The 13,201-nt window shown below is 70.9% G+C and carries 9 protein-coding genes and 1 pseudogene; 6 read left to right on the top strand and 4 right to left on the bottom strand.

Going from position 1 to position 13,201, the window contains the following annotated elements; genetic code table 11:
• Positions 1 to 10 precede the first annotated feature (10 nt).
• Together D9753_RS26410 and D9753_RS26405 are read right to left on the bottom strand one after the other, a co-directional pair.
• Complete coding sequence (locus tag D9753_RS26410; RefSeq protein WP_121789258.1) at positions 11 to 1,024, bottom strand: ABC transporter ATP-binding protein; 1,014 nt, start codon at positions 1,022 to 1,024, stop codon at positions 11 to 13.
• 146 nt (positions 1,025 to 1,170) lie between these two features.
• The gene (locus D9753_RS26405) at positions 1,171 to 2,394 is read right to left on the bottom strand and encodes an NYN domain-containing protein (RefSeq protein ID WP_121789257.1); all 1,224 of its coding nucleotides are present in this window, start codon (positions 2,392 to 2,394) and stop codon (positions 1,171 to 1,173) included.
• Positions 2,395 to 2,619: 225 nt separating this feature from the next.
• On the opposite strand from D9753_RS26405, the gene D9753_RS26400 reads away from it, so the two are divergent.
• Positions 2,620 to 2,799 carry a hypothetical protein gene (locus tag D9753_RS26400; protein ID WP_121789256.1) on the top strand — a complete coding sequence of 60 codons (180 nt, stop codon included), beginning with the start codon at positions 2,620 to 2,622 and terminating at the stop codon, positions 2,797 to 2,799.
• An 87-nt stretch (positions 2,800 to 2,886) separates the two neighbouring features.
• On the opposite strand, the gene dnaE is transcribed toward D9753_RS26400, so the two are convergent.
• Complete coding sequence (dnaE, locus tag D9753_RS26395) at positions 2,887 to 6,426, bottom strand: DNA polymerase III subunit alpha (protein ID WP_121789255.1); 3,540 nt, start codon at positions 6,424 to 6,426, stop codon at positions 2,887 to 2,889.
• Between the two features lie 236 nt (positions 6,427 to 6,662).
• Here dnaE and D9753_RS26390 point away from each other — a divergent pair.
• The 4 genes and pseudogenes from D9753_RS26390 (at position 6,663) to D9753_RS26375 (ending at position 11,405) form a co-directional block, all read left to right on the top strand.
• Positions 6,663 to 7,989, top strand: a pseudogene (locus D9753_RS26390) (DUF2252 domain-containing protein).
• Between the two features lie 67 nt (positions 7,990 to 8,056).
• Positions 8,057 to 8,740 carry a hypothetical protein gene (locus tag D9753_RS26385; RefSeq protein WP_121789254.1) on the top strand — a complete coding sequence of 228 codons (684 nt, stop codon included), beginning with the start codon at positions 8,057 to 8,059 and terminating at the stop codon, positions 8,738 to 8,740.
• Between the two features lie 101 nt (positions 8,741 to 8,841).
• Positions 8,842 to 9,654: a thioredoxin domain-containing protein gene (locus tag D9753_RS26380; protein WP_121789253.1), complete on the top strand. Its 813-nt coding sequence runs from the start codon at positions 8,842 to 8,844 to the stop codon at positions 9,652 to 9,654.
• A gap of 80 nt (positions 9,655 to 9,734) precedes the next feature.
• Positions 9,735 to 11,405, top strand: a complete 1,671-nt coding sequence (locus D9753_RS26375; RefSeq protein ID WP_121789252.1) for an alkaline phosphatase D family protein — start codon at positions 9,735 to 9,737, stop codon at positions 11,403 to 11,405.
• 8 nt (positions 11,406 to 11,413) lie between these two features.
• Here the strand turns inward: D9753_RS26375 and D9753_RS26370 are convergent, their stop codons facing one another.
• Positions 11,414 to 11,986 (bottom strand): dienelactone hydrolase family protein, encoded by a 573-nt coding sequence (locus D9753_RS26370; RefSeq protein ID WP_121789251.1) that lies wholly within the window; start codon positions 11,984 to 11,986, stop codon positions 11,414 to 11,416.
• A gap of 108 nt (positions 11,987 to 12,094) precedes the next feature.
• Between D9753_RS26370 and D9753_RS26365 the strand changes: the two genes are divergently transcribed.
• Positions 12,095 to 13,201 carry a mechanosensitive ion channel family protein gene (locus D9753_RS26365; protein ID WP_121789250.1) on the top strand — a complete coding sequence of 369 codons (1,107 nt, stop codon included), beginning with the start codon at positions 12,095 to 12,097 and terminating at the stop codon, positions 13,199 to 13,201.

The raw sequence follows: 13,201 nt of genomic DNA, 5'->3' as shown, positions 1-13,201 counted from the left end.
CCCGGTGCGCTCATGCCCTCACCAGTCCCTGCCGGGCCGCGCCGCCCAGCGCCAGGTAGACGTCCTCCAGGCTGGGCGTGGCGAGCGTGAAGTCGTCCAGGGCGGCGAAGGCGGCGCCGCCGGTCACGGTGGCGACGACGGCGCGGGCCTCCTCGGGCGCGAGCCGGAGCGTCCAGCGCCGGCCGGACTCCACGGCCCGCTCGCCGAGGACGGCGACCTCGGGCACCTCCAGGGGCGGACGGTCCCGCCACACCAGCTCGACCCGTACCTCGCCGGCGACCTGCGCCTTGAGTCCGGCGGGGCTGTCGCAGGCGATGACCCGTCCCCGGTCGAGCACGGCGACCCGGTCGAGCACGGTCTCGGCCTCGATGACGTTGTGGGTGACCAGCAGCACGGTCGTACCGCGCTCGGCCCGGCGCCGGTCCACGGCCGCCCACACCGCGCGCCGGGCCACCGGGTCCATGCCGGTGGTCGGCTCGTCCAGCACGAGCAGCGGCCGTTCCCCGACGAGGGCGGCGGCGAGGCAGGCGAGCCGCCGCTGCCCGCCGGACAGCTTCTTCAGCGCCCGCCCGGCGATCGGGGCGAGCCCCAGTTCCTCCAGTACGGCGTCCCGCTCGGCCCGTGCCCGCCGTGCGTCCAGGCCGCGCAGGCGTGCGGTGGTCTCGGCGGCGAGGGAGACGGTCAGCTCGTCCAGGGCGGAGGACTCCTGGCCCAGGTAGGCGAGGAGCCGCGCCGCCCGCTCGGGGTGGCGCACGATGTCGTGCCCGAGGATCTCCACGCTTCCGGTGTCCGGCCGCAGCAGCCCGGTCAGTTGCCGTACGAGGGTGGACTTGCCCGCACCGTTCGGTCCGAGCAGCCCGAAGATCTCCCCGCCCCGCACGTCCAGCTCGACGCCGTCGGTGGCGCGCACCTCGGGGGTGCCGGGTGCGCCCCGCCGCCCCTTGACGGGCGGATAGGTCTTGGCGAGTCCGCGCACGCGTACGACCTCGTCGTACCGAAGTGCCTGTCCCGCGCGCGTACTCACAAGGGACGAGGGTACGGGGTCCGGGGCCTTTACTCGCCTTTGGGGCCGCTTCTCCCCGCCATCGGGACACGGCCGCGCCGCCGCCGACGGGACGGCCGCGCGGTACTCGGCGGGGTGGGTCGCGTCAGCCGGCGGGGTGGGTCGCGTCAGTCGGCCGCCGGCGCGCTCTCCGTCGCCGCCGGAACGTCGACCTCCCGCCAGAAACCGGCCCGGATGGCGTACCGGTCGTGCTCGTCGATCTGGTCATCCTTGTGGGCCAGCAGCCCGAAGCGGGCCGCGTAGCGCAGCAGCTCCCCGTCGATCCGGTGCGGGATCCGCGGGTACATCTGCGACAGCCGCTGACGGTGGTTCTGGTCGCCGCCGAGCCGGGACATCCAGCGGCGGGCGAAGACCTGGCCCACCTCGTACGGGTCGCCGCCGACGGTGGTGATGTCCTCCTCCCGGTCGGCCCAGCGCTGCTCGGCCGTGGTGAGCTGGGCCAGCGTCGGCATGGAGGCGGCCTCGGGCGGCTCGGTGACCGCGCCGGGCCGGTCGACCCAGCCCTTGTCGGAGGACCAGCGCAGGGTCGCGGTCGGCGGGTGCTGCGCGGACGGGGCGCCGGGCGCGCGCAGTGCGGCGAGGTCCTTGGGGGTCGGTACGGTCCTGGCGGCGGGCGTCCGCTCCTGGGCGCCGTTCTCCGTCCCGGCGGTGGCCGGCGGGTGGTCGGTCCGCTCGGCGGAGCGTTCGGTGGCCGCGGACGGCGCCGACTCGGGCAGCGGCGCGGACAGGATCGCGGCGATCTCGGGGCGGGGCACGGGCGGCGGCGCGCAGACCCCGGTCAGCTCCTTGGCGCGGACGGCCTGGGTGATCCAGGCGCGGTCCAGCACGCGCCGCTCGTCGGCCTCGGCGACCAGATCCTCCGACTGGTTGTAGTCGCCGTCGGCGGCCTGGACGGCCCACAGGTGGACGGCGACGCCGTGCTCCTTGGCCGCCATCATCCCCGGCAGCAGATCGCCGTCGCCGGTGACGAGGACGACGTCGGAACAGGCGCGGTTGCGGGCCAGCTCGGTCAGCTCGGCGTGCATGGCCGCGTCGACGCCCTTCTGGGCCCAGCGTCCGTCGCTGCGGGTGAGGGCGCCGAGCCGGACGGTGACCCGGGGCATCACGCGCAGCCGGCGGTGCTCCGGCTGGGGGACGCGGTCGGGGGCGCCGTCGAACCAGTAGATCCGCAGCAGCGGACGTTCGGTGTCGAACTCCGCGCGTTCACGCAGCGCCTGGATCAGGGCGGCGTGGTCGACGGTGATCCTGGACCGCGAGGGCTCACCGGCGAGGAGGCTGGCGGCGGCTCCCAGCAGATACCCGGCGTCCACCAGGACGATGCAGCGGTCCACGCGACTCACCCTCTTCCCGGGAGGTTTTGCTCCGGACTTCCCTCGAGTCTGCCCGACCGCGCGGGGGTTAACGGCCGGAACTCGATCTTCGGCGTGGCGTTTGCGGATCCCGCGTGCCCACCTGCCCTGTCACACACGGTAATTATCCGACATGCGCCTGATGTCAGCGTATGTGAATCTGGTCCCGTCCCTGGCCCCCAGAGCCCCCGCAGGAGGCAGATCCCCATGGCCAAGAACAAGAACCGCAAGCAGGGCGGCCCGCAGAACCGCGCCCCGCAGGCCGAGCAGGCCCATGAGCGCACGCACCGTCCGCCGGCGGAGGAGCAGGAGTCCTCGATGGCGGGCATACCGGGCAGCCCGGCGGATGTCGCGCGTAAGCAGCAGAAGCGCTTCGGCCACAACTGAAGGGCCGGAGCACAGGGCAGTTGAAGCCCTGACACCGTCAAGGGGCGCACCCGTGACGACGGGTGCGCCCCTCGACGCTCAGGGACCTCAGCCGGCCAGGCAGGACGGGCCGAGGAGCACCTTCAGGTCGCCGAAGAGCGCCGGGTCGGGCTTGACCCGGTGGCGGTCCAGCCGCAGGACGGTGGTCTTGCGCGGACCCTGGAGCTTGATACGGACCTCGCTGTCGCCCTTGTGGTGGCTGAGGATCTCGCCGAGCCGGCTGACCATCGGCGGGGTCACCTTCACCGAGGGGATGGTGAGGATCACGGGCGCGTTGGTGCCGGCGTTGGACAGGTCCGGGACCATCAGCTCCATGGCGACGAGGCGGGGCACGTCCTCGCGCTTGTCGAGCCGCCCCTTGACGAACACCACGGCGTCCTCGACGAGTTGGGTCGACACCAACTGGTAGGAGGCCGGGAAGAACATGCACTCGATGGAGCCGGCGAGGTCCTCCACCGTGGCGATGGCCCAGGCGTTGCCCTGCTTGGTCATCTTGCGCTGGAGGCCGGAGATGATCCCGCCGATCGTCACGACCGCGCCGTCCGCGTGCTCACCGCCGGTGAGCTGGGCGATCCCCGCGTCGGCCTTGTCGGCGAGCACGTGCTCCAGGCCGAACAGCGGGTGGTCGGAGACGTACAGACCGAGCATCTCCCGCTCCTGGGCGAGCAGATAGGTCTTGTCCCACTCGTCGGTGGAGAACTCCACGTCCAGCCCGAAGCCGGGTTCGCTGCTGCTCTCCTCGCCCATGCCGCCGAAGAGGTCGAACTGCCCCTCGGCCTCCTTGCGCTTGACCGCGACCACGTTGTCGATCATCGGTTCGTACTGCGCCGTGAGGCCCTTGCGGGTGTGGCCCATGGAGTCGAAGGCGCCGGCCTTGATCAGCGACTCCGTGGTCCGCTTGTTGCAGACCACCGCCTCCACCTTGTCCAGGTAGTCCGGGAAGGAGGCGTACTTCCCCTTCGCCTTGCGGCACTTGATGATCGACTCGACGACGTTGGTGCCGACGTTGCGGACGGCGGAGAGGCCGAAGAGGATCACGTCGTCGCCCTGGGCCGCGAAGTTGGACTCGGACTCGTTGACGTTCGGCGGGAGCACCTTGATGCCCATGCGGCGGCACTCGTTGAGGTAGACCGCCGACTTGTCCTTGTCGTCCTTGACGGAGGTCAGCAGGGCGGCCATGTACTCGGCGGGGTAGTTCGCCTTGAGGTAGGCGGTCCAGTACGAGACAAGGCCGTACGCGGCGGAGTGCGCCTTGTTGAACGCGTAGCCGGCGAAGGGGACCAGCACGTCCCACAGGGCCTGGATGGCCTCGTCGCTGTAGCCGTTCCTCTTCGCGCCGGCCTGGAAGATGGTGAAGTTCTTCGCCAGTTCGTCGGGCTTCTTCTTGCCCATCACGCGGCGCAGGATGTCGGCCTCGCCGAGCGAGTAGCCGGCGATGATCTGGGCGGCCTTCTGGACCTGCTCCTGGTAGACGATCAGGCCGTAGGTGACGGCCAGGACCTCTTCGAGGGGCTCCTCCAGCTCCTTGTGGATCGGGGTGATCTCCTGGAGCTTGTTCTTGCGCAGCGCGTAGTTGGTGTGCGAGTCCATGCCCATCGGGCCGGGACGGTAGAGCGCCGAGACGGCGGAGATGTCCTCGAAGTTGTCGGGCTTCATCAGGCGCAGCAGCGAGCGCATGGGGCCGCCGTCGAACTGGAAGACGCCGAGGGTGTCGCCGCGCTGGAGCAGTTCGAAGGTCGTCGGATCGTCGAGCGGGAGGCTCAGCAGATCGATGTCGACACCCTTGTTGGACTTCACCATCTTGACGGCGTCGTCCATGATCGTCAGGTTGCGCAGGCCGAGGAAGTCCATCTTCAGCAGGCCGAGCGACTCGCTGCTCGGGTAGTCCCACTGGGTGATGGTCACGCCGTCGGTGTGCCGGACCCAGACGGGCACGTGCTCGGTGATGGTCTCGCTGGACATGATCACGCCGGCGGCGTGCACGCCCATCTGCCGGACCAGGCCCTCGACGCCCTTGGCGGTGTCGATGACCTTCTTCACGTCCGGCTCGTTCTCGTACATCGCGCGGACCTCGCCCGCCTCCGAGTACCGGGGGTGGCCGGGGTCGGTGATGCCGTTGAGATCGATGCCCTTGCCCAGGACGTCGGCGGGCATGGCCTTGGTGATCCGGTCGCCCATCGCGTACGGGTAGCCCAGCACGCGCGCGGAGTCCTTGATCGCGTTCTTGGCCTTGATCTTGCCGTACGTGCCGATCATGGCGACCTTGTCGGCGCCGTACTTCTCCGTCACGTACCTGATCACCTCGACGCGCCTGCGCTCGTCGAAGTCGATGTCGACGTCGGGCATGGAGACGCGCTCGGGGTTGAGGAACCGCTCGAAGATCAGGCCGTGCGGGATCGGGTCGAGGTCGGTGATGCCCATGGCGTACGCGACGATCGAGCCGGCCGCGGAGCCTCGGCCGGGGCCGACCGCGATGCCGTTGTTCTTGGCCCACATGATGAAGTCGGCGACGACGAGGAAGTAGCCCGGGAACCCCATCTGGATGATGACGTCCATCTCGTACTCGACCTGCTTCTGGCGGTCCTCGGGGATGCCGCCGGGGAAGCGGCGCTCCATGCCGCGGCGGACCTCCTCCTTGAACCAGGTGACCTCGGTGTAGCCGTCGGGGATGTCGAACTTCGGCATCAGGTCGCGCTTCTCGAACATGCCGGTGGTGTCGACCATCTCGGCGACGAGGAGCGTGTTGGCGCAGCCCTCCTGCCAGGCGTCCGAGGAGTCGATGGCGTACATCTCGTCCGTGGACTTCAGGTAGTAGCCGGTGCCGTCGAACTTGAAGCGGTCGGGGTCGGAGAGGTTCTTGCCGGTCTGGATGCACAGCAGGGCGTCGTGGGCGCCCGCCTCGTGCGCGTACGTGTAGTGCGAGTCGTTCGTCACCAGCGGCGGGATGCCGAGCTTCTTGCCGATCTCCAGCAGGCCGTCGCGGACCCGGCGCTCGATCTCGATGCCGTGGTCCATCAGCTCCAGGAAGTACCGGTCCTTGCCGAAGATGTCCTGGTAGTCGGCGGCGGCCTTGAGGGCCTCGTCGAAGTGGCCGAGGCGCAGCCGCGTCTGCACCTCGCCGGAGGGGCAGCCGGTGGAGGCGACGATGCCCTCGGACCACCGCGCGATGGTCTCCTTGTCCATCCGGGGCCACTTCGTCAGCCAGCCCTCGGCGTACGCGTCGGAGGACAGGCGGAAGAGGTTGTGCAGGCCGGTCCGGTTCACCGCCCACATCGTCTTGTGGGTGTAACCGCCGGAGCCGGAGACGTCGTCCCGCTTCTGGTGCGGCTGGCCCCACTGGATCTTGCGCTTGTTGCGCCGGGACTCGGGGGCGACGTATGCCTCGATCCCGATGATCGGGGTGATTCCGGCCTTCTTCGCGCTGTGGAAGAAGTCGTACGCCCCGTGCAGGTTGCCGTGGTCCGACATGGCGATATGGGTCATGCCCATGTCGTTGCAGGCGTCGAACATGTCCTTGAGCCGCGCGGCACCGTCCAGCAGCGAGTACTGGGTGTGGACGTGCAGGTGCGTGAAGGGCGGCTTTGACACGGTTCGAGCCTCCAGGACAAACGTGCGTCGACGGGGGTCCCACGGGCTGTGGACAGTCTGGGGGACAGCGTCGAAGTCTATGCCCCCGCACTGACACGCGCGGGCCCCGTCCGCGTACCTTCGTGCGGGAACCGGGCACTCCCGCGTGGCGTCGCCCGTTGAAGACGCGGAAGCGCCGTCGTACGCGTTCCCGCACCCACACGCACCACCCGTCCCGCACCAGGAGGCACCCCGCGATGTCGGTCCCCCAGCTCAACGACGAGCAGCGCGGCGAGGAGATCCTCGCCGTCTTCGACACCGCCTTCGGCCGGCTCCTGGCCGCCGACCCGGCCGCGTTCCGGGTGAAGTTCCGCAAGATGGCGGCCTCGGCCTTCGCCTTCTACCGCGGCACGGCGGCCCTCTTCTACCACGACCTCGACGCCGAGAAGCGCGGCGGTCCGTACCTGGACGACCGCACCTCGCGCGTGTGGATCCACGGCGACCTGCACGCGGAGAACTTCGGCACGTACATGGACTCCAACGGCCGCCTGGTCTTCAACGTCAACGACTTCGACGAGGCCTACGTCGGCCCCTTCACCTGGGACCTGAAGCGCTTCTCGGCCTCCATCGCGCTCATCGGTTACGCGAAGGCCCTCGGCGACGAGCAGATCACCGAGCTGGTGACGGTCTACGCCGACGCCTACCGCGAGCGCGTCCACGCCCTGGCCACGGGCGCCAAGCGGGACGAGGTGCCGCCGTTCACGCTGGACACCGCGCAGGGCCCGCTCCTCGACGCGCTGCGTGTGGCCCGCTCGCTGACCCGGTTCGGCCTGCTGGACTCGATGACCGAGATCCGGGACTTCGAACGCCGCTTCGCCCCGGGCGGCGGCTCCGTCGAGCTGGACGCGGCCACCCGCTACAAGGTCCTGGCGGCCTTCGACGGCTATCTGGAGACGCTGCCGGACTCCTCCCTGGCCCGCCCGGACTCCTACCGGGTGAAGGACGTCGTGGGCCGGCGCGGCATCGGCATCGGCTCGGCGGGCCTGCCGTCGTACAACATCCTCCTGGAGGGCCACAGCGACGCCCTGGAGAACGATGTGGTGATCTACATCAAGCAGGCGCAGACCCCGGCGGTCTCCCGGCACATCACGGATCCGGCCGTCGCGGGGTACTTCCAGCACGAGGGCCACCGCACGGTGATCTCCCAGCGCGCCCTCCAGGCGCACGCCGACCCGTGGCTGGGGTGGACCGAGCTGGACGGCTCGGGCCAGTTGGTCGCGGAGGTCTCGCCGTACGCGGTGGACCTGGACTGGGGCGACATCGACGACCCCGAGGAGATCGCGGCCGTCGTCGCCGACCTGGGCCGGGCCACCGCCACCATGCACGCGGCGGCGGACGACCAGTCCGGCGAGTCCCTGGTGCCGTTCTCCACCGAGCGGGCCATCGACGCGGCGCTCGCGGCCGACGAGGAGGGCTTCGCGCCCCCTGCTGGTGGACTTCGCGCACCGCTACGGCGCACGCGCGCGTGCCGATCACCAGATCTTCGTGGACCTGTTCCGCAACGGCCGGATCCGGGGGCTGTGACGCCGCGGATTCACAGGCATCCTTTAGGGGTCTCTTACCCGCGTACGTGACAGACTCTGCTCTCGCTATGGACATATCCGGGACCCAGCTCAGAGCCGTGCGCGCGGCGCTGTTCACGGCCTTCGTCGTGACGCTCGGCACCGCGTCGCACGTGCTGCTGTCCCGTGCTCCGCTGCCGTCGGCCACCGTGGCCGCGGTCGCGGCCGGAGTGTTCGGCACCGCCTACGCGCTCGCGGGCCGCGAGCGCGGCTTCGGCCGGATCGCGGCCCTGCTGGTCCCGCTGGAGCTGGCCGCCGACACGGTGTTCACCACCGGCCAGCACGCCTGTTACGGCCGGGCGGGCGGCCCGGTCGCCGGCCCGCTGCGCGCGGTCGGTCTGGACGTGCTGTGCGAGGGCCGGGTGGGCACCCCGCTGGCCCAGGTGACCGGCGGCGACCGTAGCGGCGCCCTGCTCGCCCATGCCGGCCCGGCCGCCGCCTGGCTGCTGCTCGCCGCGCACGTCGGCGTGGGCCTGCGGGCCGCCGCCTGGCTGCGCCGGGGCGAGCGGGCCCTGGCCCAGCTTCTGTGCGCGGTGGCCGGCACGACGTTCCGGCCACTGCTGCTGGCGGTGGCCGCGGTCACCGTACGGGCGCTGCCGGCCCGCCGGGCGCCCCGCCCGGCGCCGCCCCGCACCGCGGCCCGCGACCGGCTCCTCGTGCACTCCCTGGGACGGCGCGGACCGCCGTGCTCCCCCGCCGCGGCCCTCGCCTGAGCCGTCCCGGCTCCCGCACGGCCGGCGGCGTCCGGACCCGACCAGTCCCCCACCCGCGTCCCGCGTACGACGGATGCGCGTCCCCCAGGGAGATCACCAGCATGAGCAAGCGGAACAGCCAGACGGCGAAGACGGCGGCCCGGGAGCGGCTGCGCCAGGAGCGCGAGCGGCAGGCCAAGCGCGACAAGGCCAGGCGGCAGATCATCGTGGCCGCCTCGATCGTGGCCGTGCTGGCCGCGGCCGGCGGCATCGGCTACGCCGTCGTCCAGAACAACAAGCCCCAGTACTGGGAGGCCGCGAAGGACGACAAGCTCGTCAAGCCGGCCCACGCCACGGGCGCCGACGGCACGACCGTCGTCCTCGGCAAGGCGAGCGCCGAGAAGACCCTCGTGATGTACGAGGACCCGCGCTGCCCGATCTGCGCGTCGTTCGAACAGGCGGTCGGCCCGACCGTGAAGAAGGACCTCGACGCCGGCAAGTTCAAGCTCAAGTACGTCGGCGCCACCTTCATCGACAGGAGCCTTCCCGGCGAGGGCTCCAAGAACGCGCTCAGCGCCCTGGGCGCCGCGCTGAACGTCAGCCCCGAGGCCTTCCTCGAGTACAAGTCCGCGATGTACGCCAAGAAGTGGCACCCCGAGGAGACCACGGACAAGTTCAAGGACGACGCCTACCTGATCAAGATCGCCGACACCGTCCCCGCACTGAAGGGCAACGCGGCGTTCCGCAAGGACGTGAAGGACGGCACCTACGACCGGTGGGCACTGGAGGAGTCCAAGGTCTTCGACAAGGACGGCGTCTCGGGCACCCCGACCCTGAAGATGAACGGCAAGAACGTGACGGGCCCCGACGGCAAGAACGCCCCCATGAGCGCCGCCGACTTCAACACCGCGCTGGACGCGGCCCTGAAGGGCTGAACCGACGCACGGTCAAAGAGCGGGCGAACTTTCGCGAGTTCGCCCGCTCTCGCGCGTACTGATCAGTAGCCTGATCGTTCGTGACCAGTCGATACAGATCATCCGAGGCCGCCCAGAGCCTCGGCACGCCTTTCCCTCGCCGCCGTACGGTCGTCAAGGCCGCGGCGGCGACCGCTGTCCTGGCCGGCCCGCTCGCCGCCGCCCTCCCGGCCCGCGCCGCCACGGACGCCCCCGCCTTCCTGCACGGCGTCGCCTCCGGTGACCCGCTGCCCGACGGCGTACTGCTGTGGACCCGGGTCACCCCGGTCCCGGAGGCGATACCGGGCTCCGGCACCGGCCCGGACACCCAGGTGAGCTGGGTCGTCGCCCGGGACCGGGCACTGACGGACGTCGTCGCCCGAGGCTCCACCACCGCGACCGCCGGCTCCGACCACACCGTGAAGGCCGACATCCGCGGCCTGGCACCGGCCACCGACTACTGGTTCCGCTTCTCGGCCGGCGGCACCGACTCCCCGGTGGCGCGCACCCGCACCGCGCCGGCGGCGGACGCCGACGTGTCCGGGCTGCGCTTCGGCGTGGTCTCCTGCGCCAACTGGGAGGCGGGCTACTTCGCCGCCTACCGCCACCTCGCCGCCCGCAACGACCTGGACGCCTGGCTGCACCTCGGCGACTACATCTACGAGTACAAGACCGGCGAGTACGCGGCCCGCGGCGCGGTCGTCCGCCCGCACGCCCCGGCCAACGAGATCCTCACCCTCGCCGACTACCGCATCCGCCACGCCCGTTACAAGACAGACCCCGATCTCCAGGCCCTGCACCTGAAGGCGCCCGTCATCGCGATCTGGGACGACCACGAGTTCGCCGACAACGCCTGGTCGGGGGGCGCGGTCAACCACACCGAGGGCGCCGAGGGCACCTGGACGGCCCGTCAGGCCGCCGCCAAACAGGCCTACTTCGAGTGGATGCCGGTCCGCCCGGCCGTCGCCGGCACCACCTACCGGCGGCTGCGCTTCGGCAAGCTCGCCGACCTGTCCCTGCTGGACCTGCGCTCCTTCCGCTCCCAGCAGGCGTCCACGGCCAGCGGCTCGGTGGACGACCCGGACCGCACGCTCACCGGGCGCGCCCAGCTCGACTGGCTGAAGGCCGGGCTGAAGGCCTCCGACACCAGGTGGCGGCTGGTCGGCAACTCGGTGATGATCTCGCCGTTCTCCTTCGGCTCCCTCACCGCCGACCTGCTCAAGCCGCTCGCCAAGCTGCTCGGGCTGCCGCAGGAGGGCATCGCCACCAACACCGACCAGTGGGACGGCTACACCGACGACCGCCGCGAACTCCTGGCCCACCTGCGCTCCAACGCCATCGGCAACACCGTCTTCCTGACCGGTGACATCCACATGGCCTGGGCCAACGACGTGCCGGTGGACGCGGGCACCTACCCCCTGTCGGCGTCGGCGGCCACCGAGTTCGTGGTGACCTCGGTGACCTCCGACAACCTGGACGACATCGTGAAGGTGGCCGAGGGCACGGTCTCCGCGCTCGCCTCACCGGCCATCAAGGCCGCCAACCGGCACGTCCACTGGGTGGACACCGACCGCCACGGCTACGGCGTCCTGGACATCACCGCCGACGCCGCGCAGATGGACTACTACGTCCTGTCCGACCGCACCGACGCGCACGCCACGTCGAGCTGGGCGCGCTCCTACCGCACCCGCAGCGGCACGCAGAAGATCGAGCGGACCTACGACCCGGTGTGACGCATCGCTCAGCCGAGCGTCTCCAGGAAGCCGAGTGCCACCCGCCAGGTGGCCTCGGCGGCCTGCGCGTCGTGGTCCGGCAGGCCGGGGTCGGTGTAGAGGTGCCCGGCCCCGGCGTACCGGTAGACCTCCACGTCGGCGCCCGCCCGGCCCATCTGGAGATACCAGGCGCTCAGCCAGTCGTCCGTCTCGAACGGGTCCGGCTCCGCCACGTGCAGTTGCACCGGCAACTCGTCCACCTGCGCGTTCGGCGCGATGTCGGAGGTGCCGTGCAGAAGCAGCAGCCCGCGCGCCTTGTCGTCGCCGAGGGCGAGGGTCTGGGCGACGGACGCGCCCAGTGAGAACCCGGCGTACACCAGCCCCCGGTCCGAGTACGGCGCCGCCGCCAGCACGGCCCGCTTCAGCAGCTCCTCCTTGCCGGTGCGCTCCTGGAACTCCATGCCGTCCTCGACGGTGTCGAACGTGTGTCCGTCGAAGAGGTCCGGCGTCCACACCTCGTGTCCCGCCGCGCGCAGCCGGTCCGCGGCCTCGCGCACCGCGGGCCTGAGCCCGTAGGCCGAGTGAAAGAGCATGATGTTCATGAGGCCATGGTGCCAGCCGCCGCCTTGGCGGCCGTATCGGCGGCCATACCCACACACGCTCGGAACACACATGTTCATCACCCGCCGAGCCCGGTTACGTTCGGAGGCATGGAGAACGTACTCCGCCCCCTGATCGTGGTGGGCAGCTCGGTGCTGCTCACCCTTGCCCTCGGCTGGGCCACCGACCGACTGCTGCGCAAGGCCGACGAACGCAACCCGGACTCGCCGCTGTGGGAACTGCTGCGGCGGGGCCGCATTCCCTACCAGGTGGTGCTGTGCGCCGCCCTGCTCAGAGGCTCCTACGACCAGGCGCAGCTCTCCGAGCAGCACCACACCGGCATCGGCCGCGCGCTGACGCTGGTGCTGATCGGGTCCACCGCCTGGCTGTTGATCCGGATCGCCGCCGCCGTCGTCGAGACCTCCTACAGCCGCTACGCGCGTGTCCACCGGGACGCGGCCCGGGTGCGCCGGGTCCGCACGCAGGTAGAGCTGATCATGCGGGTGGTGTCCGCGATCGTCATCGTGATGGCGATCGCCTCCATGCTGCTGACGTTCCCCGCGATGCGCGCGGCCGGCGCCTCGCTGCTGGCCTCCGCCGGCATCCTCGGCATCGTCGCCGGTGTCGCCGCCCAGTCGACCCTGTCGAACCTGTTCGCCGGGCTCCAGATCGCCTTCGGCGACATGGTCCGCATAGGCGACACGGTCGTCGTGGACGGCGAGTGGGGCACGGTCGACGAGATCACCCTGACCTTCCTGACCGTACGGACCTGGGACGAGCGCCGGATCACCATGCCGGTGTCGTACTTCACCTCCAAGCCCTTCGAGAACTGGTCCCGGGGCACCCCCCAGATGACCGGGACCGTCTACTGGTACCTGGACCACAGCGCGCCGGTCGAGGCGATGCGCGAGAAGCTGCGGGACATCCTGCGCGGGTGTCCGGCCTGGGACGGCCGCGCCTACAGCCTCCAGGTGACCGACACCACGCCGAACACCGTCCAGGTGCGCGCCCTGGTGACGGCGAAGGACGCGGACGACATCTGGACGGTGCGGGTCGCGGTCCGCGAACAGATGATCACCTGGCTGTCCGAGAAGCACCCCTACGCGCTGCCCCGGGTCAACACCTCCGAGGCCGTGCTCCCGCCCTACCGCGTCCCGTCCCCCGACGGCGCCTCGCTGCGCAAGGCCTACGAGTTCCCCCGCACCGGCCGGGGCTGA

Source organism: Streptomyces dangxiongensis, from assembly GCF_003675325.1.
Classification (GTDB): Bacteria; Actinomycetota; Actinomycetes; order Streptomycetales; family Streptomycetaceae; genus Streptomyces; species Streptomyces dangxiongensis.
Note: the sequence above shows the minus strand (reverse complement) of the source record. Positions and strands in the feature narration are given on the sequence as shown.

What these genes read in the sequence shown, in the direction of transcription:
- D9753_RS26380 (WP_121789253.1), top strand. Translation starts at nt 8,842, where the DNA reads ATGAGCAAGCGGAACAGCCAGACGGCGAAGACGGCGGCCCGGGAGCGG.
- D9753_RS26370 (WP_121789251.1), bottom strand. Translation starts at nt 11,986, where the DNA reads ATGAACATCATGCTCTTTCACTCGGCCTACGGGCTCAGGCCCGCGGTG.
- D9753_RS26400 (WP_121789256.1), top strand. Translation starts at nt 2,620, where the DNA reads ATGGCCAAGAACAAGAACCGCAAGCAGGGCGGCCCGCAGAACCGCGCC.
- D9753_RS26365 (WP_121789250.1), top strand. Translation starts at nt 12,095, where the DNA reads ATGGAGAACGTACTCCGCCCCCTGATCGTGGTGGGCAGCTCGGTGCTG.
- D9753_RS26385 (WP_121789254.1), top strand. Translation starts at nt 8,057, where the DNA reads ATGGACATATCCGGGACCCAGCTCAGAGCCGTGCGCGCGGCGCTGTTC.